Here is a 17,597-nt window from a genome sequence, read left to right as displayed (position 1 = left end):
AAAGAAGTAAAAGAAGTAAACAGCAGACAAAGAAGACCTCAAGGAGATCACCGCATGACCGGCGTCCAGGTGCAGAGCAAGTGGCGGTCCTGGCTGCTGGAGGGGCTCAGTGAGCGGTCGGCCCGGCATCCGGGGCCGCATGCCGCTCCGGCCGAGGACCATCAGGGGCACAGATGGTGGCGGGTCATGTGCCTCACCGGCGTCGACTACTTCTCCACCCTCGGCTACCAGCCGGGCATCGCCGCGCTCGCGGCCGGTCTCCTGTCGCCGCTCGCCACGCTCGTGCTGATCGCGCTGACGCTGCTCGGCGCGCTGCCGGTCTATCGGAGGGTCGCGCGGGAGAGTCCGCACGGCGAGGGCTCGATCGCCATGCTGGAGCGGCTGCTGCCCTGGTGGTCGGGGAAGATCTTCGTGCTCGTGCTGCTCGGGTTCGCGGCCACGGACTTCATGATCACGATCACGCTGTCGGCGGCGGACGCGTCCGCGCATGTCGTGGAGAATCCTTTCGCCCCGCACTGGATGCACGGCGGGAACGTCTGGATCACCCTCGTCCTGGTCGTCGGGCTGGGTGCGGTCTTCCTCAAGGGCTTCAAAGAGGCCATCGGCATCGCCGTGGTGCTCGTGGGCGCCTATCTCGTCCTCAACGTCGTCGTCCTCGCCGTCTCCGCCGGGGAGGTGCTCAGTCACCCCGTCCTGGTCGGTGACTGGACCGACGCGATGACCGGGGAGCACTCCTCGCCGCTGGCGATGATCGGTGTGGCGCTGCTCGTCTTCCCGAAGCTCGCGCTCGGCATGTCCGGCTTCGAGACCGGCGTGGCGGTGATGCCGCAGGTCAAGGGCGATGCGACGGACACGTACGAGCGGCCCGAGGGGCGTATCCGCGACACCCGCAAGCTGCTCACCACCGCCGCCGTGATCATGAGCTGCTTCCTGCTGCTGTCCAGTCTGGCGACGACGATCCTGATCCCGCAGTCCGCGTTCGAGAGCGGCGGCCCGGCGAACGGACGCGCCCTCGCCTATCTCGCGCACGAGCACCTCGGCGAGGCCTTCGGCACGGTGTACGACGTGTCGACGATCGCGATCCTCTGGTTCGCGGGCGCCTCCGCACTCGCCGGCCTGCTGAACCTCGTACCGCGCTATCTGCCCCGCTACGGCATGGCGCCCGAATGGACGCGGGCCGTCCGGCCGTTGGTGCTGGTGTTCATGGCGGCGGCCGTGTTCATCACGCTCTGGTTCAACGCGAACGTCGACGACCAGAGCGGCGCGTACGCGACCGGGGTGCTGGTGCTGATGCTGTCCGCGTCGTTCGCGTCGGCGGTCGCCGTGCACAAGCGGGGGCACCGGGCCGCCACGATCGGCTTCGGCGTGATCACCGCGGTGTTCGCCTACACCCTGGTCACGAACGTGATCGAGCGGCCCGACGGCATCAAGATCGCGGCGATCTTCATCCTGGCGATCCTCGTCACCTCGTTCGCCTCACGGGTGCGCCGCGCCTTCGAACTGCGGGCGGCACAGGTCACGTTCGACGAGACGGCGGCCCGGTTCATCGACGAGGCGGCGGCCGGCGGACCGCTCCTCGTGATCGCCAACGAGCCGCAGGAGCACAGCACCCGGGAGTACCGCGCCAAGGAGTACAGCCAGCGCGAGCAGACGCACATCCCGGACGGCCGTCCCGTGCTGTTCCTTGAGGTGTTCGTGCGGGACTCCTCCGACTTCACCGCCGATCTCGCCGTGCGCGGCGACGAGAAGCACGGAGCGCGCCGGCTGCGGGTGGAGGGCGCGACCGTGCCGAACACCATCGCGGCGGTGCTGATGCAACTGCGCGACCGCACCGGCCAGGTCCCGCACGCCTACTTCAACTGGACCGAGGGCAACCCCTTCAGCCATCTGGTCCGCTTCCTGATCTTCGGCCACGGCGAGGTCGCCCCGGTCACCCGCGAGGTCCTCCGCCGCGCCGAACCGGACCTGGAACGACGCCCACACGTCCACGTGGGTTAGGGGCGCTTCTTCTTCCTGCCGCGCGGCACGGTCATGCTCGTCAGCAGGGCCGTGCCGGGTGCGAGGTCGCGCCAACTGTCGCCGTGCCAGGCCAGAACGGCGATCGCGGAGGTCGGGAACTTCGTCCGTACGTCGTCCAGCGCGTCGTCGAGCCCGTCCCCGGCCAGTTCCAGCACCAGTTCCTCCAGGCCGGGGTTGTGCCCGACCAGCAGCAACGTCCCCACCTCGGGCGGGGCTTCGCGCACGGCAGCCAGCAACTCCGGTACGTCGGCCCCGTACAGCCGCGGATCGTCCCGCACCGGCGGTGGGGTGCCCCACTGGGCCGCTGCCAACTCCCAGGTGCGGCGGGCCCGTTCGGCGGTGGAGCACAGGGCGAGGTCCGGCAGGCAGTCGGCCTCGGCGAGCGCGCGCCCGGCGGCGGGAGCGTCCCGCAGGCCGCGTGGCCCGAGCGGGCGCTCGTGGTCGTCGACGCCCGCCGGCCAGGCGGACTTGGCGTGCCGCAGGACGACCAGCCGGCGCAGCGGGCCCGCGCCGTGGCGGGCGATCACGCCAACGACCCGATCTCACGGGTGAGTTCGAGGCCTAGGACCCGGTCGGCGTAGGCATACGCCTCGAAGCGGGCCCCGTCCGGCAGCCCGCCGAGGGTCTCGACGCGACGCAGGACGTCCAGTACGGCGGGCACGTCCAGGTCGTCCTCCCAGGCGGCTCGCAGGTCGTGGCGTACAGCGTCGGGCACCGGCCGGGACGGCTGCCGGGCCCAGGCGGCGACCGACCGGCGCCAGTGCGCGAGTGTGTCGCCCGCGTCGGCCAGCGCGGCCCGGTCCAGGTGGACGGGCTCGGAGCGGGGGCGGGCGAGCAGGGCGAGGCGGAGGGTGGTGGGGTCGACGTCTTTGGGGACGCCCACGGAGTCGACGGCGGCGACGTCGAGCCGGACGCCGCCCGTCACGCCGTCACCCCGGTTCACCACGTGGATCACCTGGGTGTGCGCGGGCTCCGGTCCGACATCACTCCGGTCCTCGAAGGGCCGGATACCGAGAGCCGCGGCGCCCGCCCGGAGTTCGGCCACCTGTTCCTCACCGGCCAGCACGGCCCACACGGGGGTACCGCCGACCTCCAGGGCACGGAAGAGGACATCGGCGACCAGGAGCACACGCAGGGCCGTGGTGTCGAAGCCCGGGGCGTGCGCCTCGACACGGGTCAGGGCCCGGCGGGCCGGGGCGGCGACTACGGACTCGCCGGTTCGGGCGTCGAAGATGCGGAGCACGGTGTGAGCGTAACGCTCCGCTGGTCGGGCGGTTCGATTTGGCGCGGGTCCGGGTCGGTGGGCTGGTCGCGCAGTTCCCCGCGGCCCCTTTCATAGGCGGTTCATCTGGTGCGGGCAGTGGGGGCTGGTCGCGCAGTTCCCCGCGCCCCTTTGGGGCGCGTTCCGCAGGTGGGCTGGTCGCGCCCACGCGGCGGAGCCGCAGATCGACACAGCCCCGCGCCCCTTTGGGGCGCGTTCCGCACCGACATCTTCGTCCCGCTGAGCGGGATCGGTCGGGTCCGGAGGGCTCTTTACGCGCACCTTATTGATTGTACCGACCGTTGGGTCTACAAAATCGCGCCAACCTCCCCTCCGCTCACCCCTGCCCTGGAAGAGCCGCCCATGTCACAGACACAGACCGCCGCCGCTCCGCAAGAACACGAGAGACCGCTCTCCACCAGACGTAACGTGCTCGTCGTCATCGCCCTCGTGTGGACCGTCCAACTGGTCGCGCTCATGGCCGCGTTGTCCGGCATCTCGCAGGCCGAGGTCGCGATCCACTTCCGGACCACCGAGATCGCGTGGTTCACCCTGATGACCCTGCTGACCGGGACCTTCTTCCTGCCCTTCGCGGTCAAGGCCGCCGCGCTCTTCGGCAAGAAGAAGGTGCTGCTCGTCGCCATCGGTCTCGGCTTCGTCGGCGACCTGATCGCCGCCTTCGCCACCGATTACCGCACCCTGCTGATCGGGCGCGGCATCGCGGGCGTCTACGCGGCCACCGCTCCCCTCGCCTACGCGATCACCCGTGACGTGTTCCCCCGCCGCTGGGTCGGACTCGCCAGCGGAATCCTCGCCGGCGGTGTCGGCCTGGTCGCCTTCGGCGGGCCCTTCCTGTCCGGTTGGCTCCTGGACGACCACGGTTTCCGCGGCGTTCTGTGGTTCATGGCCGTCAGCACCGCCGTGAGCTTCGTGCTGGTGGCCGCCTTCGTGCCCGAGAGCCCGATCCGCGCGGCCGGCGGCCGGATGGACTGGATCGGCGGAATCCTCCTCGGCGGAGGGATCACGGCGCTCGTCTACGCCGTCGGCCAGGGCTCGCACTGGGGCTGGGACAGCGCCAGGTTCGCCGCCTGGGTCGCCGGGGCGCTGATCACGCTGGTCGTCTTCGTCCTCGTGGAGCGCCGCGTCGCCGAACCGCTGTTCCCGCCGGCCATGACCGGGCGCCGCCCGGTGTGGACCGTCCTGCTGGCCACCTCCATAGCGGCCGGTTCGCTCAGTGCCGTCGGCGTCGTGCTCCAGATGCTGATCCTGATGCCGAAGATCCCCGACGTCTCCGAAGGCCTGGGCTGGTCCGGCACCCACAACGCGATCGTCACCAGCCCCATCAGCGCCATGATCATCGTGGCGGCCGTCGGCACCGGCTTCCTCGCCCGCCGGACGGACGCACGGATCCTGCTGGGCGTCGGCTCCGCGCTCACCGTCCTCGGCTACGGCATCGGCACCCAACTGCACCACAGCGCCGGGGAGATCGTGGGGATGGGCCTGATCGCGGGCACCGGAACGGGCATGGTCATGGCCATCGTGCCCATCATGATCATCGAGGTCGTCACCCCCGAGGAACAGGCGCTCGCCAACGGAGCCCAGACCCTCGGTCAGGGCGTCGCGCAGATCGTCGTGTCCCAGCTGGCCTTCGTCGTGATGTCCCAGCACGGGGCGGTCATGCACGGCACGCAGTTCTACCTCGACACCGGCTTCACCAACGGGCTCTGGCTCGTGGTCGGATGCTGTGCCGTGGGCACGCTGCTGACCTTCCTGATCCCCAGGAGCAAGCGCCTCGACGAGGTCCAGGTCGGCCAGGCGGTCTGACGCCACGGTTCCCCCTCTCCCCTCCTCACGCACCACACGGCACCGGCCCGACCGCTTCCCCGAAGCGGCGGGCCGGTCCCGCGTTCCCCGGTGCCTCACCGCGTGCGGCGGTGAGAAGGTGCCGGTCAAGGGGGAGGCCTTACGGACCCCTACGGCTGGCTCAGTGATCGACGGCCGGGAGGGCGCCCAGCACTGAGCCCGACCTCCCGGGGGTCCTGCGGCAAAGCGCCGCTCACCGGCAGATCGGGCCCATGGTCACCGGCGGCCGCCGCCGGTGCACGTGCCTACGGGGCCGCGGGATCCGCGCTCTGCGCGAACTGGTGCTTGAGGAAAGAGCCGGACCACGCCATCAGGTCGGTCGGCACGTAGTAGTCCTTCTCGTCGTTGATCGTGTCCCAGTTCGCCGCGACGTCCTCGACCGTGGCCCGGCCGTCCTGGTGGGCGTAGCCCTCGGTCGAGGCGATGAAGAGGCGTGCGAAGCGGCCGGCGCCGGCCGTGTAGATCTCGCCGCTGACCGGGCAGCTCTCGTGCGCGAGGTACGCCACCATCGGCGCCACCGCGTTCGACGGCATGTGCGGCATGCCGGGGACGGGCTGCGCGTCGTCCGGCTGCTCGCCCCCGCCCATGCGGGTCATCGCCGCCGGCGCGATCAGGTTGACCTTGATGTTGTGCGGCTCCCCCGCCAGTCTGGCGCTGCGGGCCAGCCCGACCGTGCCGGCCTTGGCAGCCGCGTACGACAGGTTGTTGTCGAGCCCGAACATGCCGCTGGACGTGGTCAGCACGACCCGCCCGTACCCCTGCTCGACGAAGTGCGGCCAGGCGGCCCGCAGGGTGTTGAACGAGCCGACGAGGTGTACGGAGAGGTGGCGCTCCAGGTTCTCCGCGTCGATCTCCGGCAGGCCGGCGTACCTGATGATCCCGGCGTTGTTGACGAGGATGTCGATACGGCCGAAGTTCTCGATCGCGGAGTCGATGATCGCCTGGCCGCCGGCCTGCGTGGACACGTCGTTGGTGTCGGCGACGGCCGTGCCGCCCGCGGCGGTGATCTCCTCGACGACCGTCTGCGCGGGGCCGATGTCCGCGCCGTCGCCCTCCATCGACCCGCCGAGGTCGTTGACGACGACCTTCGCGCCCCGCTCCGCCAGCAGACGGGCGTAGGCCCGGCCGAGGCCGCGGCCCGCGCCGGTGACGACGGCGACGCGTCCTTCGAAGCTGAACTCGCTCATAGGTGACTCCTGTTGCGCTGCGGGTGTGGGAAGGTCGCCGTCCGGCGGGGTACTACCAGGTAACCGGCAGCTCGCTGATCCCGAAGGCGAGCGCGTCGGCCGGACGGAAGTCGAGCTCGTCGCGGTCGACGGCGAGGCGCAGGGTCGGGACGCGCCGGTAGAGCGTGCCGTAGACGACCTGGAGCTCGATACGGGCGAGCTGCTGGCCGAGGCACTGGTGGATGCCCCAGCCGAAGGCGACGTGGTGGCTCGCCTTGCGCGCGAGGTCGAGCTTCTCCGGGTCGGGGAAGGCCTCCGGGTCCCAGTTCCCGGCGGGCAGCGCGGCGATGATGCCGTCGCCCGCCTTGATCTGAACGCCCTCGAACTCGAAGTCCTCGGCGGCGATCCGGCGTTGCCCGAGCTGCGGGACGGTCAGGTAGCGCAGGATCTCCTCGACCGCGTTCGCGACGGCCTTCGTGTCGTCGATCGCGCGCAGGTTCGCCAGCTGCTCGGGGTTCTCCAGCAGCAGCGCGGTACCCAGCGTGATCATGCTGGAGCTGGTCTCGTGACCGGCGATCAGCAGGATCATGGACAGCATGACGGCCTCGGGAAGGGTGAGGTCACCGTCCTTGATCCGCGCGGCGAAGTCCGAGAGCACGTCCTCGGCCGGCTCCTCCATCTTCTTCTGGAGCAGTTCGGCCAGGTAGCCGCCGAGCGCCGCGTTCGCCGTGTTCTGCTGCTCGACCGTCTTGTCGCTCCTGGTGGCCCACTGGGCGTGTTCCTGGAAGAAGTCGTGGTCCGCGTACGGCACACCGAGCAGCGCGCAGATCATCAGCGAGGGCAGCGGCAGCGACACCGCGGTCACCAGGTTCGCCGGCTTCGGGCCCGCGAGCATCTTGTCGATGAGTTCGTCGGTGAACTCCTGGATCTTCGGCCGCAGCGCCTCCATCCGGGGGCGCGTGAACGGACGGGTCATCATGCGGCGGATACGCGTGTGGTCGGCGCCGTCCGCGTTGAAGATCGTGAGCGGGTGGTGGGGCGCGGACTCCGCCATGACGTGGTTCGGATACGGGAACCCGGCCTGCTTGTCGTCCGAGCTGACCCGGGGGTCGGACAGGATCGCGCGCTGCGCGGCGTGGCCGGTGACGAGCCACGGGGTGCTGTCGTCCCAGATGCGGGCCCGGGTCACCGGGGCCTTGTCGTTCAGGGCGCGCAGCCCGGGAGGCGGCGCGAAGGGGCACTTGGCGTCCCGGTCGTCCTGATAGAAGTACGTCTGCTCGTCGGGGGCCGGCCCGGTCTCTGTCTCAGCCATGGATTCTCCTCCAGTCGTGTGGGGGTACGCGCGAAAAGCTCGGGACGCTCTATTCCTCGATGCGGATGGCCAGCGCCGGGCAGACCGCGGCGGCGTCGCGCACGTCGGCGGCCAGTTCCGCGGGCGGGTACTCGTTCAGGAGGACGACGATGCCGTCCTCGTCACGCTGGTCGAACACGTCCATGGCGGCGGACACGCACTGCCCGGCGGCGACGCACTTCTCCTCGTCGACGACAACCTTCATGGCATCTCTCCTGATCGTTCTGGGGGCGTCGCCCGGTGGGCGATCGTTCAGTGGCCGGCGGCCGGAGCCGGGGCGGCCCGGAACGCGTCGACGACTTCCTGCCGACGCAGACGCGCCTGCTTGGGCATGTTCCAGCCGAGAACACCGGTGACCCGGCCTTCGCTGCGGTACCGGGCGACGAAGCGACGGGCCGCCAAGTCGCCCTCGACGACGTCCACTTCGGCGTCGGCAGGCAGGAAGCCGTGGACCTGGAGCTTGGCGTCGTACTGGTCGGTCCAGAAGTACGGAACGGGCGCGTACGGCCGGTCCTCCCCGAGGATCGCCCCGGCGACCGCCATGGCCTGCTCCGTGGCGTTGGTCCGGTTCTCCAGGCGGATCAGCCGGCCGAGAACCTCGTGCTGCCAGCGGGCGACGTCACCGACGGCGTAGATCCCGTCGGCGGCCCGGCACCGGGAGTCGCACACCACGCCGTTGCCGAGGCCGAGGCCGCTGTCCTCCAGCCACTCCGTCGCCGGGACGGCGCCGATCGCGACGACCACGACATCGGCCGGCAGTACCTCGCCGGTGGCCAGCCGCACCCCGGCGACCCGACCGCCCTCGCCGGTGAGCCCGACGACACCCTCACCGAGCCGCAGCCGCACCCCGCGCTCGGTGTGCAGCTCCGCCAGGACGCCCGACACCAAGGGACCCACCTGCATCGCCATCGGCGCCGCCAACGGCCCCGCCAGCGTCACATCGAGCCCCAGGGTGCGCGCGGTGGCCGCGGTCTCCGACCCCAGCACGCCCTCCCCGACGACCACCAGCCGAGAACCGGCCAGCAGGTCCTTCCGCAACGCCAGCGAGTCGTCGAGGGTGCGCAGCACATGCACACCGCTCAGCCCGTCCTGCCCGGGCAGGCGCCGGGCGCGCACGCCCGTGGCGATCACGATCGCGTCGGCGGACAGTTCCCGCCCGGACTCCGTACGGACCGTCCGTGATGCCGGGTCGAGACCGACCGCCGGATCACCCAGCACGAACTCGGCGTCCAGCCCCGACAGCACGTCCCGCGTGCGCAGCGCGGCCCGTTCCGGCTCCCATGCGCCGGACAGCACCTGCTTCGACAGCGGCGGCCGGTCGTACGGAGCGTGCGCCTCGTCACCGAGCACGGTGATCCCACCGGCGTACCCCTTGCGCCGAAGCGCCTCCACCGTGGACAGGCCGGACGCGGAGGCGCCCACCACCAGGACACGGGCCGTCATGCGGTCACCCCAGGGGTGCCGTTCCTGACGCGGTCGTCGTTCCTCATGCGTGCTCCGTTGCAGCTGCGGGCCGATGCCTTTATATAAATTATACCGTGCGGTCGGTACAAACAATGCCCGAAACGAGGGCCCCGTGGAGGAGTCTCCCGGGGGCACCGCTCAGGCCAGGTAGCGGCCACCGTTCGTACTGAGCGTCTGACCGGTCACGTAGCTCGCCTCTTCGGAGGCCAGATAGGCCACCGCGTAGGCGACGTCCTCCGGGGTGCCGGCCCGCTTCATCGGCATCATGGCGGCGACCTGGTCCACGTCGACGGGACCCTGACGCACCAGCGGGGTGTCGATGAACCCGGGCGGGACGTGGTTGACGGTGATCCCCTTGTCGATGTATTCGACCGCCAGCGCCCTGGTGAGGCCGATGACACCGCCCTTGGACGAGGCGTAGTGCGCCATGGAGGGCGCGCCCGTCTGCGCGGACGACGAGGAGATGTTGACGATCCGGCCCCAGCCCGCCGCCAGCATGTCGGGCACCAGTTCCTTGGTGACCAGGAACGGGCCCTTGAGGTTGATCCCGATCATCCGGTCCCAGGCGGCCTCGCTGATGCTGGTGAAGGGCTCGTAGGCGGTCGTTCCGGCGTTGTTGACCAGGATCGTGACCGGCCCGAGCTCGTCCCGGGTGCGGGCGGCCGAGGCCGCCACACCGGCGGCGTCAGCCGCGTCACCGCCCACCGCGATCGCCGTACCGCCCTCCTTGACGATCATGGCGACAGTTTCCTCGGCGCCCTCGATGTTCAGATCCCAGACCGCGACCGCGGCCCCCCGGGCCGCGAGTACGGTCGCGATCCCGCGGCCGATGCCACGGGCGCCGCCGGTGACGACCGCGACCTTTCCCTGAAGTGTCATGCGTGCTCCTCGTGTGATGTGGGGTGCCGGCGGTTCACGCCCGGCCGGCGGCGGACTGGGGGACTTCTGATGGATCTCCACGGAGGAAGGAGCGGCGTCTGGTGCGTGCGATCGCAAGGCGCCCGGCGCCGCGGAGATCCATCAGAAGCCCCCTCGGGGCCTGTCAGCCCTCAAGGGCCGCGCGGGCCGCGGTACGGGCGGCGACGGCCCGGGGGAAGCCGGTGTAGCCGCTGGAGTGGTAGATGACCTCGGCGATCTCGTCCTCGGTCAGTCCGTTCGTCAGGGCGATACGGACATGGGTCTTCAGCTCGGTCTCGGCACCGAGGGCGATGAGGATCCCCAGCGTCACCAGGCTGCGGTCGCGCGGAGCCAGGCCCTCACGGCCCCACAGTCCACCCCAGACGCTGACGAGACCGATGTCCACGAGATCCTCGCCGAGGCGGCCGTCCTTCAGATCGATGTCGCCCTCGGGGAACACACCCGGCAGGGCGGCACGCATGGCCTTCCAGCCCGCGGCCCGCAGATCGGCGGTCTCTTCGACACCCTTGTCGCTCATGCCTGACTCCTGTGGTGCGGTTTCACGTCCTTGAGCGAAAGTTAGATCAGACGGTCGGTACAATCAATGACCCGAACGAGATTCACCTCCATTGCCCGGACCCGCCCCCTCATCTACTCTCACTCAATATTCGACCGAGCGGTCGACAAATGAATCAGCTCACGCGGGAGAGCACATGAGCGACACGACGAAGACGAGCCCGGACCAGGTCGCCACGGTCGGCGAGAGCAGCCCGGTCGATGTGCTGGTGATCGGCGCCGGCGTCACCGGCATCTACCAGCTGCACCGGGCCCGGGAGGCCGGGTTCACGGCCAGGCTGCTGGAGGCGGGCACCGGAGTCGGCGGCACCTGGTACTGGAACCGCTACCCCGAGGCCCGCTTCGACTCCGAGAGCTACACCTACGGCTACCTCTTCTCCAAGGAGCTGTGGGAGGAGTGGGAGTGGTCGGAGAAGTTCGCCGGCCAGCCGGAGATCGAGCGGTACTTCAACTACGTCGTCGACCGCTTCGACCTGCGGCGCGACATCCGGCTCGGCGTCAAGGTGACCGCGGCCGTCTTCGACGAGCCGTCCGGGACGTGGACCGTGCGGGGCAGTGACGGCACCGAGGTCCGGGCCCGCTTCGTCGTCGCGGCGACCGGCAACCTCTCGGTGCCGTTCATCCCCGCCGTCCCGGGGCGCGAGGACTTCCGCGGCGAGCAGCACCACACGAGCCGCTGGCCGAAGACCCCGATCGACTTCACCGGCAAGCGGGTGGCCCAGATCGGCACCGGCTCCAGCGGGGTGCAGATCATCTCCGCGATCGCGGACGACGTGGCGCAGTTGACGGTCTTCCAGAAGGACGCCGACTGGCTCACGCCGCTCAACAACGGGCCGATCACGCCCGAGGAGCAGGCGGAGCTCAAGGCGAACTTCGAGTCCATCCGCGACACGCTGAACACCTCACCGAGCGGCTTCCTCCACCAGATCGTGATGCGTTCCGGCCTCGACGACAGCCCGGAGCAACGGCAGGCGTTCTACGAGGAGCGGTGGAACGGCCCCGGCTTCACCAAGCTCACCGAGCACTACATGGACATGCTCTCGAACGAGACCGTGAACGCGGAGTGGTGCGCGTTCATGGCCGACAAGATCCGCGGCATCGTCAAGGATCCGGCGACGGCGGAGAAGCTGATCCCCAAGGCCCATGGCTACGGCGGCCGGCGGCCCCCGTTCGGGACCGGCTACTACGAGACGTACAACAAGCCGAACGTCACCCTCGTCGACATCAACGAGACGCCGATCACCCGCATCACCGAGGACGGGATCGAGACCGCCGCCGGTGCCGAGGAGTTCGACATCATCATCTGGGCGACCGGATACGACTTCGGCACCGGCGCCCTCAACCGGCTCGGCGTGCGGGGCCGTCAGGGCCTCCCGCTGAAGGAGTACTGGTCGGACGGCCCGCGCACCTACCTCGGGATCGCCACCGCCGGCTTCCCGAACTTCTTCTTCCCCGGCGGTCCGCACGGCGCGACGGGCAACAACCCGCGGTACGCGGGCGACCAGGTGGAGATCGTCACCGACGCGATCATCCACGCGCGCGACTACGGCCACGACGTCATCGAGGTGACCGAGGCAGCCGAGGAGGAGTGGACGGACAGCGTGAACAACAGCACGCAGTCCTCCTTCCTGGAGAGCAGCTACTTCTACGGGGGCAACATCCCCGGCAAGCCGGTCAAGCAGCTGCTGAACCCGTCCGGACGCTGGATGCTCCAGGAGCTGATCCGCGAGTCGGTCGCGAACGACTTCCCGGCCTTCGTCTTCTCCAAGGCGACCGAGGAGCCTCAGAGCAAGGCCTGAGCACGCAAAATGCCGACGCTCGTGCCGCCCGATCCGCCGGGTGGCACGAGCGTCGGCATTGCGTGGCCTGCTACGGCAGGAAGGTGGTGACCCTCCGCTGGAACCTCCACGCGCCGTCGTGGTGGCGCAGCGTGTCGTCGTAGCGGCCGACCATCTGCACCGCCCAGCCCGACTCGCCGCGCTGGAAGAACGCCAGGTTGCTGACCGCCGTGGCCTCCTCGCCGGTGGACGACGTGACCACCGTGTTGGCCACCAGGTGGAGTTGCGGCTGGGTCGGCGCGAAGGCCGCGAAGCCCTCGCGGATGGCGTCCCGGCCTTCGAAGGTGGCGATGCCGGCGATCTCGGCGACACCGTCGGGCACGAAGAGCTCGGCGACGTCGTCGTTGCGGCCCGCGTCCAGCGCCTGCGCGTAGGCGGCGATGGCGGCCTGTACGCCGGCTGCGACCGACGCCTCGGCGTCGGCGGAAGTTGTGCTCATGTCTCTCCAGGATTTAAGGGGTCGAGGGATCAAGGGGCGACGGGGTGCAGCGCTGTCAGATCTGGTACGTCGTCTTTCTGTGCCCGAACAGCCAGGTGCCGTCGATCCGGCGCAGCGTGTCCTCGTAGTGGCCGACGACCTGGACCGCCCAGCCCGACTCGCCGCGCTGGAGGAAGACCACGTCGCTCGATGCTTTCGCCTCGTCGTCGGTGGAGGAGGTGACGACCGTGTTGGTCACCAGGTGCAGTTGCGGAAGCTCCGGGGCCCAGCCCTTGAAGGCCTCGCGGAGCGCGTCGTGCCCCTGGAGGGGGTCCGTGCCCGGCAGTTCGAGTACCCCGTCGGGTGTGTACAGCGCGACGATCTCGTCGGTGCGGCCGGCGTCCTGGGCCTGGGTGTGCGCTCCGATCACGGCACGCACGCCCGCCGCGACCCACGCCTGTGTGGATTCGCTCATCATCTCCCCAACAGTCGATGTTTCGACCACTGAGTCTATTGCTCAAAGCAAGGCAATATAAAGACCTGAACCCAAACAGTTCGGTTTGTTGACCGATCGGTATAATCTAAATAGCATGACGGCGACCGCCGACGAGGACGGTCGCACGAGGAGGCTTTTGTCATGACGAAGCGTTGGAAGCAGCGTCCGCCGGGTTCGACGTGGGGCGACTGGGGCGAGGACGACGAGCTGGGCCGAATCAACCTGCTCACCAAGGAGAAGGTCCTCCAGGGTGTGCGGGAGGTCGAGCACGGCATCGCCTTCAGCCTCAGCCTGCCGCTCGACTATCCGGGCGGTTCGGCCATGAACCAGCGCCGTTACCCGCCGATCCTGCGGCCCACCGAGGACCTCGCGCACAACCAGGACGTCTTCTACAACATCAAGGCCAGCGAGCACTTCTCGCCCGACCTGATCGACGTCTGGTCCGACGACGTGGTCACCCTCTGGCTCCAGTACTCGACGCAGTGGGACGCCCTCGCCCACCAGGGCGCCGAGTTCGACGCGGACTCCGACGGGGTCGCCGAGGCCGTCTACTACAACGGCTACCGCGCGGGCACCGACCTGGTCGGACCGCAGGAGGACGCCAAGGGTGACGGCAGCGGAAGTCTCGGCTTCGCGCGCCACCTCGGTCTGGAGCACATGGCGGAGCACGGCGTCCAGGGCCGGGGTGTCCTCATCGACATCGCCCACCACCTCGGCACCGGCTACCAGGCCGTCAACTACCGCCAGCTGCGGGAGATCATGGACGCCGACAACGTCGTCGTGGAGCCCGGCGACATCGTCCTGCTGCACACCGGCTTCGCCACCCAGATCCTGTCCTGGGCGAAGAACCCGGACCCGGTGGCGATCCACCAGACGGCCGCCTACCTCGACGCCCACGACCCGGAGATCCTCCAGTGGATCACCGAGTCACAGCTCGCGGGCCTGGTGGCGGACAACTACGCGGTCGAGGGGGTGGGCGTCGGCAACGAGACGGGCCCGCACTCGCTCCTGCCGATCCACCACCTGTGCCTGTTCAAGCTGGGCGTTCCGCTCGGCGAGCTGTGGAACCTCGGCCCTCTCGCCGCCTGGCTGCGGGAGCACAACCGCAGCCGCTTCCTGCTCACCGCTCCCCCGCTGAACCTCCCGGGCACGCAGGGCAGCCCCCTGACACCGGTGGCCACCGTCTGACAACGGACTCCCCGAGGGAGAGGCCCCAGGACCTGACTGACTGGTCCTGGGGCCTCTCCCTTGTGCCTTGTTCTGATATTACGATGCGCCGGTCAGACCGCCGCGATCCGCCGTACCGTCTCCGCGATCGTGTCCCGCGACGGCAGCCACACCCGCTCCAGCGAGGGCGCGTACGGCGCCGGCACATGCGGCGGGGCCACGCGTGTCACCGGAGCGTCCAGGTGCCAGAACCCCTCGTCGACGGCGAGGGCCGACAGTTCGGCGCCGACGCCGAAGTCCCGTACCGCCTCATGGGCGATGACCAGGCGGTTGGTCTTGGCGAGGGAGGCCAGGACGGTCTCCCGGTCCAGCGGGGCGATGGTGCGCAGGTCGATCACCTCCACGCTCACCCCCTCGGCGGCCAGCAGCTCGGCGGCGGCGAGGCAGTCCTGGACCATCCGCGACCAGGAGACCAGGGTGATGTCGGTGCCCTCACGGACCACCTTGGCCTTGCCCAGCGGGATCAGGTGGTCGGCCGGCGGGCGCGGGCCCTTGAAGCCGTACTGGAGCCGGTTCTCCACGAAGACCACCGGGTTCGGGTCCTGGATGGCGGCGCGCAGGAGGCCGTACGTGTCGGCCGGGTTGGACGGCATCACCACGGTCAGGCCCGGGATGTGGGCGAGCAGCGCCTCCAGGCTCTGCGAGTGCTGGCTGCCCGAGGAGCGGCCCGCGCCGAACTGGGTGCGGACGACGAGGGGCATCGAGGCCCGGCCGCCGGTCATGAAACGCAGCTTGGCGGCCTGGTTGAGCAGCATGTCGAGGCAGACGCCGATGAAGTCCATGTACATGACCTCGACCACCGGCTTCATACCGGCCATGGCCGCCCCGACCGCCGCACCGAGGATGGCGCTCTCACTGATCGGCGTGTCGCGGACCCGGCCCGGGAATGCCTCCGCCAGCCCCCGGGTGAGACCGAAGACGTTGCCGCCCGCCCCGACGTCGATGCCGGCGAGGAACACGGCGGGATCCGCGGTGAGTTCGTGCTCCAGCGCGAGGCGTACGGCGTCCATGGTGCGGAAGATCTCGCCCTGCGCGGGGGCCGGTTCGGGTACGGCGGCCCGGGGAGCGGAGACGAAGTCGTGCAGCGTCTCGGGGGCCGGCTCGGGCAGGCTCCTGGCCCACTCCACCGCCGCCTCGATCTCCTTGTCGATCTCCTCGTCGACCGCGTCGGCCAGCACGGCCGGGACGCCGGCCGCCGCCAGGTGCTTGCGGGCCACCAGCAGGGGATCGCGCTTCTTGGCGGCGGCGACCTCCTCGGCGGGGCGGTAGCGCTCGGGGTCACCCTCGTAGTGGCCGTGCCAGCGGTAGGTCTCGGCCTCCAGGAGGACGGGCCCGCCGCCGGCCCGCAGCCGTTCCACCACGTCGTTCATCAGGCCTGCCACCGCGAGGACGTCGTTGCCGTCGACGTGCGCGTAGTCGATGCCGTATCCCGCGGCGCGGGCGGAGAGCGGGGCGCGGTGCTGGTCGGCCTCGGGCGAGAACTCGGAGTAGTGGTTGTTCTCGCACAGGAAGACGACGGGCAGGTCCCATACGGCGGCCAGGTTGACGGCCTCGTGGAACATGCCCTGGGCGACCGCGCCGTCCCCGAAGAACGCCACGACCACGTCACCGGCGGCGCGCAGCTTGGCCGCGGTCGCCACACCGGCGGCGATCGGCAGGCCGGCGCCGACGATGCCGTTGGCGCCGTAGATGCCCAGGCCCGGGTCGGCGATGTGCATCGAGCCGCCGCGACCGTGGCAGGTGCCGGCCTCCTTGCCCATCAGTTCGGCCATCATGGACGCCGTGTCCAGGCCCTTGGCCAGGACGTGGCCGTGGCCCCGGTGGGTGGAGGTGATCCCGTCGCGGGGGCCCAGCGGCCAGCAGGCACCCACGGCACTGGCCTCCTGGCCTATCGACAGGTGCAGGAAGCCAGGGATCTCCGTCGCCTTGTACAGCTCGGAGGCCCGCTCCTCGAAGCGCCGGATGCGTCGCATTCGGCGGTACATTTCCAGGAGTTGTTCCGCGTGCGCGGAACCGCCGGAACCGGTCGTCGTCTGCTGGGGTGCCTCGGTCGTCATGCGCGTCCTCGCAATGCTCGCGCGGGCGGTACAAGGCCGCTCCGCCGGGGTCCATCTTTTAATGTACCGTCTGGTCTAGCAAACTGGTCAAGCACAATAGAACGAGGTCCCGGACCCGCTTCCCCCCGGATGCGCCCCAGGCCGTCCGGATGCGGACCGAGGCCATGTCTCATCAGCGCGTCGAATTTGTCGACACATCAGGCGGGGAGAACCACATGCCACGACCACCGGGCCACGGGCCGGACTACGAGGTCCGACGTCAGAAGATCATCGACACCGCGGCCACCCTGTTCGCCCGTCACGGCTACGCGGCGACGTCCATCAACGAACTGGGCCGTGCGGTCGGGCTCGCCAAGGGCGCCCTGTACTACTACATCGGGTCCAAGGAGAACCTGCTGATCGAGATCCAGTCGCGGGTGATGGACCCGCTGCTGTCCCGCGCCCAGCAGATCGCCGGCCTCGACGCGGATCCCCTGGTGCGGCTGCGCCTGCTGTCGGAGTCGCTGCTGACGATCATCTTCCGCCGGCTCGACCACATCTGGGTCTACGAGCACGACTACCGCAGCCTCACCGGCGACTACCTCAAGACGCTGCTCGGCCAGCGCGCGGAGTTCGAGCAACTGGTCCGGGGACTGCTCACGGAGGCCATCGAGCAGGGCACCTTCCGTGCGGTCGAACCGCACCTGGCCACCCTGCAGTTCCTGAATCTGCACAACCACACCTACCAGTGGGTGAAGCCGGACGGCAGCTGGGACGCCTCGTACCTGTCCGGCGAGTACTGCGACACCCTGCTGCGGGGATTCGGCGCGCCCGGCGCCACCCTGCCGGACGTGGAGACGGCGGCCGCGGCGTTCAAGCGTGACCGGCCCGACCTGCCGCTCGACCCCGAGGCCGTGTGGCAGCCCGCCGCCCTGGCGAGCTGACCCGGCCGGCGCAGGGGCCCGCGGCACGCGCCGCGGGCCTC

At 70.0% G+C, this 17,597-nt stretch carries 16 protein-coding genes; 5 read left to right on the top strand and 11 right to left on the bottom strand.

Annotation, left to right across the window (positions count from 1 at the left end):
* Positions 1–54 precede the first annotated feature (54 nt).
* Entirely contained in the window at positions 55–1,998 is a 1,944-nt protein-coding gene (locus tag ACH4TV_RS30730; RefSeq protein ID WP_398403794.1) for an amino acid transporter, read from the top strand.
* Here the strand turns inward: ACH4TV_RS30730 and ACH4TV_RS30725 are convergent.
* Together ACH4TV_RS30725 and ACH4TV_RS30720 are read right to left on the bottom strand one after the other, a co-directional pair.
* The gene (locus ACH4TV_RS30725) at positions 1,995–2,546 is read right to left on the bottom strand and encodes a SixA phosphatase family protein (RefSeq protein ID WP_398403792.1); all 552 of its coding nucleotides are present in this window, start codon (positions 2,544–2,546) and stop codon (positions 1,995–1,997) included. The genes ACH4TV_RS30730 and ACH4TV_RS30725 overlap by 4 nt on opposite strands.
* Positions 2,543–3,262 (bottom strand): hypothetical protein, encoded by a 720-nt coding sequence (locus ACH4TV_RS30720; protein WP_398403790.1) that lies wholly within the window; start codon positions 3,260–3,262, stop codon positions 2,543–2,545. The genes ACH4TV_RS30725 and ACH4TV_RS30720 overlap by 4 nt, the downstream gene beginning before the upstream one ends.
* 381 nt (positions 3,263–3,643) lie before the next feature.
* Between ACH4TV_RS30720 and ACH4TV_RS30715 the strand changes: the two genes are divergently transcribed.
* On the top strand, positions 3,644–5,104 hold the full coding sequence (locus ACH4TV_RS30715) for an MFS transporter (RefSeq protein ID WP_398403788.1): 1,461 nt from the start codon (positions 3,644–3,646) through the stop codon (positions 5,102–5,104).
* Between the two features lie 284 nt (positions 5,105–5,388).
* Here ACH4TV_RS30715 and ACH4TV_RS30710 read toward each other — a convergent pair whose 3' ends face one another.
* The 6 genes from ACH4TV_RS30710 to ACH4TV_RS30685 form a co-directional block, all read right to left on the bottom strand.
* Positions 5,389–6,330, bottom strand: coding sequence for an SDR family NAD(P)-dependent oxidoreductase (locus ACH4TV_RS30710; RefSeq protein WP_398403786.1), 942 nt, complete (start codon positions 6,328–6,330; stop codon positions 5,389–5,391).
* A gap of 52 nt (positions 6,331–6,382) precedes the next feature.
* Positions 6,383–7,621 (bottom strand): cytochrome P450, encoded by a 1,239-nt coding sequence (locus tag ACH4TV_RS30705; protein WP_398403784.1) that lies wholly within the window; start codon positions 7,619–7,621, stop codon positions 6,383–6,385.
* A 49-nt stretch (positions 7,622–7,670) separates the two neighbouring features.
* The gene (locus ACH4TV_RS30700; RefSeq protein ID WP_398403782.1) at positions 7,671–7,865 is read right to left on the bottom strand and encodes a ferredoxin; all 195 of its coding nucleotides are present in this window, start codon (positions 7,863–7,865) and stop codon (positions 7,671–7,673) included.
* A gap of 47 nt (positions 7,866–7,912) precedes the next feature.
* Positions 7,913–9,103, bottom strand: coding sequence for an NAD(P)/FAD-dependent oxidoreductase (locus ACH4TV_RS30695; RefSeq protein ID WP_398403780.1), 1,191 nt, complete (start codon positions 9,101–9,103; stop codon positions 7,913–7,915).
* Positions 9,104–9,262: 159 nt separating this feature from the next.
* Complete coding sequence (locus ACH4TV_RS30690) at positions 9,263–10,003, bottom strand: SDR family NAD(P)-dependent oxidoreductase (RefSeq protein ID WP_398403778.1); 741 nt, start codon at positions 10,001–10,003, stop codon at positions 9,263–9,265.
* 163 nt (positions 10,004–10,166) lie between these two features.
* Positions 10,167–10,559 carry a carboxymuconolactone decarboxylase family protein gene (locus ACH4TV_RS30685; RefSeq protein WP_398403776.1) on the bottom strand — a complete coding sequence of 131 codons (393 nt, stop codon included), beginning with the start codon at positions 10,557–10,559 and terminating at the stop codon, positions 10,167–10,169.
* Between the two features lie 175 nt (positions 10,560–10,734).
* Between ACH4TV_RS30685 and ACH4TV_RS30680 the strand changes: the two genes are divergently transcribed.
* Entirely contained in the window at positions 10,735–12,396 is a 1,662-nt protein-coding gene (locus ACH4TV_RS30680) for a flavin-containing monooxygenase (RefSeq protein WP_398403774.1), read from the top strand.
* A 70-nt stretch (positions 12,397–12,466) separates the two neighbouring features.
* Here the strand turns inward: ACH4TV_RS30680 and ACH4TV_RS30675 are convergent, their stop codons facing one another.
* Both ACH4TV_RS30675 and ACH4TV_RS30670 read right to left on the bottom strand, forming a co-directional pair.
* On the bottom strand, positions 12,467–12,874 hold the full coding sequence (locus ACH4TV_RS30675) for a nuclear transport factor 2 family protein (protein WP_398403772.1): 408 nt from the start codon (positions 12,872–12,874) through the stop codon (positions 12,467–12,469).
* A gap of 55 nt (positions 12,875–12,929) precedes the next feature.
* Positions 12,930–13,331, bottom strand: a complete 402-nt coding sequence (locus ACH4TV_RS30670; RefSeq protein ID WP_398403770.1) for a nuclear transport factor 2 family protein — start codon at positions 13,329–13,331, stop codon at positions 12,930–12,932.
* A gap of 159 nt (positions 13,332–13,490) precedes the next feature.
* On the opposite strand from ACH4TV_RS30670, the gene ACH4TV_RS30665 reads away from it, so the two are divergent.
* Complete coding sequence (locus ACH4TV_RS30665; RefSeq protein WP_398403768.1) at positions 13,491–14,537, top strand: cyclase family protein; 1,047 nt, start codon at positions 13,491–13,493, stop codon at positions 14,535–14,537.
* Between the two features lie 92 nt (positions 14,538–14,629).
* On the opposite strand, the gene ACH4TV_RS30660 is transcribed toward ACH4TV_RS30665, so the two are convergent.
* Entirely contained in the window at positions 14,630–16,633 is a 2,004-nt protein-coding gene (locus tag ACH4TV_RS30660; RefSeq protein ID WP_398403766.1) for a pyruvate dehydrogenase complex E1 component subunit beta, read from the bottom strand.
* A 215-nt stretch (positions 16,634–16,848) separates the two neighbouring features.
* Here ACH4TV_RS30660 and ACH4TV_RS30655 point away from each other — a divergent pair, with 215 nt between their 5' ends.
* Positions 16,849–17,556 (top strand): TetR/AcrR family transcriptional regulator, encoded by a 708-nt coding sequence (locus ACH4TV_RS30655; RefSeq protein ID WP_398403764.1) that lies wholly within the window; start codon positions 16,849–16,851, stop codon positions 17,554–17,556.
* Positions 17,557–17,597 lie beyond the last annotated feature (41 nt).

This window comes from Streptomyces sp. NPDC020898, from assembly GCF_044333925.1.
GTDB lineage: Bacteria > Actinomycetota > Actinomycetes > Streptomycetales > Streptomycetaceae > Streptomyces.
This window is presented reverse-complemented; position numbering and strand designations above follow the sequence as displayed.

Bases quoted from the DNA above. Each gene is read 5' to 3' on its own strand.
- ACH4TV_RS30730 (WP_398403794.1), top strand. From the start codon at position 55: ATGACCGGCGTCCAGGTGCAGAGCAAGTGGCGGTCCTGGCTGCTGGAG.
- ACH4TV_RS30715 (WP_398403788.1), top strand. From the start codon at position 3,644: ATGTCACAGACACAGACCGCCGCCGCTCCGCAAGAACACGAGAGACCG.
- ACH4TV_RS30710 (WP_398403786.1), bottom strand. From the start codon at position 6,330: ATGAGCGAGTTCAGCTTCGAAGGACGCGTCGCCGTCGTCACCGGCGCG.
- ACH4TV_RS30705 (WP_398403784.1), bottom strand. From the start codon at position 7,621: ATGGCTGAGACAGAGACCGGGCCGGCCCCCGACGAGCAGACGTACTTC.
- ACH4TV_RS30700 (WP_398403782.1), bottom strand. From the start codon at position 7,865: ATGAAGGTTGTCGTCGACGAGGAGAAGTGCGTCGCCGCCGGGCAGTGC.
- ACH4TV_RS30695 (WP_398403780.1), bottom strand. From the start codon at position 9,103: ATGACGGCCCGTGTCCTGGTGGTGGGCGCCTCCGCGTCCGGCCTGTCC.
- ACH4TV_RS30690 (WP_398403778.1), bottom strand. From the start codon at position 10,003: ATGACACTTCAGGGAAAGGTCGCGGTCGTCACCGGCGGCGCCCGTGGC.
- ACH4TV_RS30685 (WP_398403776.1), bottom strand. From the start codon at position 10,559: ATGAGCGACAAGGGTGTCGAAGAGACCGCCGATCTGCGGGCCGCGGGC.
- ACH4TV_RS30680 (WP_398403774.1), top strand. From the start codon at position 10,735: ATGAGCGACACGACGAAGACGAGCCCGGACCAGGTCGCCACGGTCGGC.
- ACH4TV_RS30675 (WP_398403772.1), bottom strand. From the start codon at position 12,874: ATGAGCACAACTTCCGCCGACGCCGAGGCGTCGGTCGCAGCCGGCGTA.
- ACH4TV_RS30670 (WP_398403770.1), bottom strand. From the start codon at position 13,331: ATGATGAGCGAATCCACACAGGCGTGGGTCGCGGCGGGCGTGCGTGCC.
- ACH4TV_RS30665 (WP_398403768.1), top strand. From the start codon at position 13,491: ATGACGAAGCGTTGGAAGCAGCGTCCGCCGGGTTCGACGTGGGGCGAC.
- ACH4TV_RS30660 (WP_398403766.1), bottom strand. From the start codon at position 16,633: ATGACGACCGAGGCACCCCAGCAGACGACGACCGGTTCCGGCGGTTCC.
- ACH4TV_RS30655 (WP_398403764.1), top strand. From the start codon at position 16,849: ATGCCACGACCACCGGGCCACGGGCCGGACTACGAGGTCCGACGTCAG.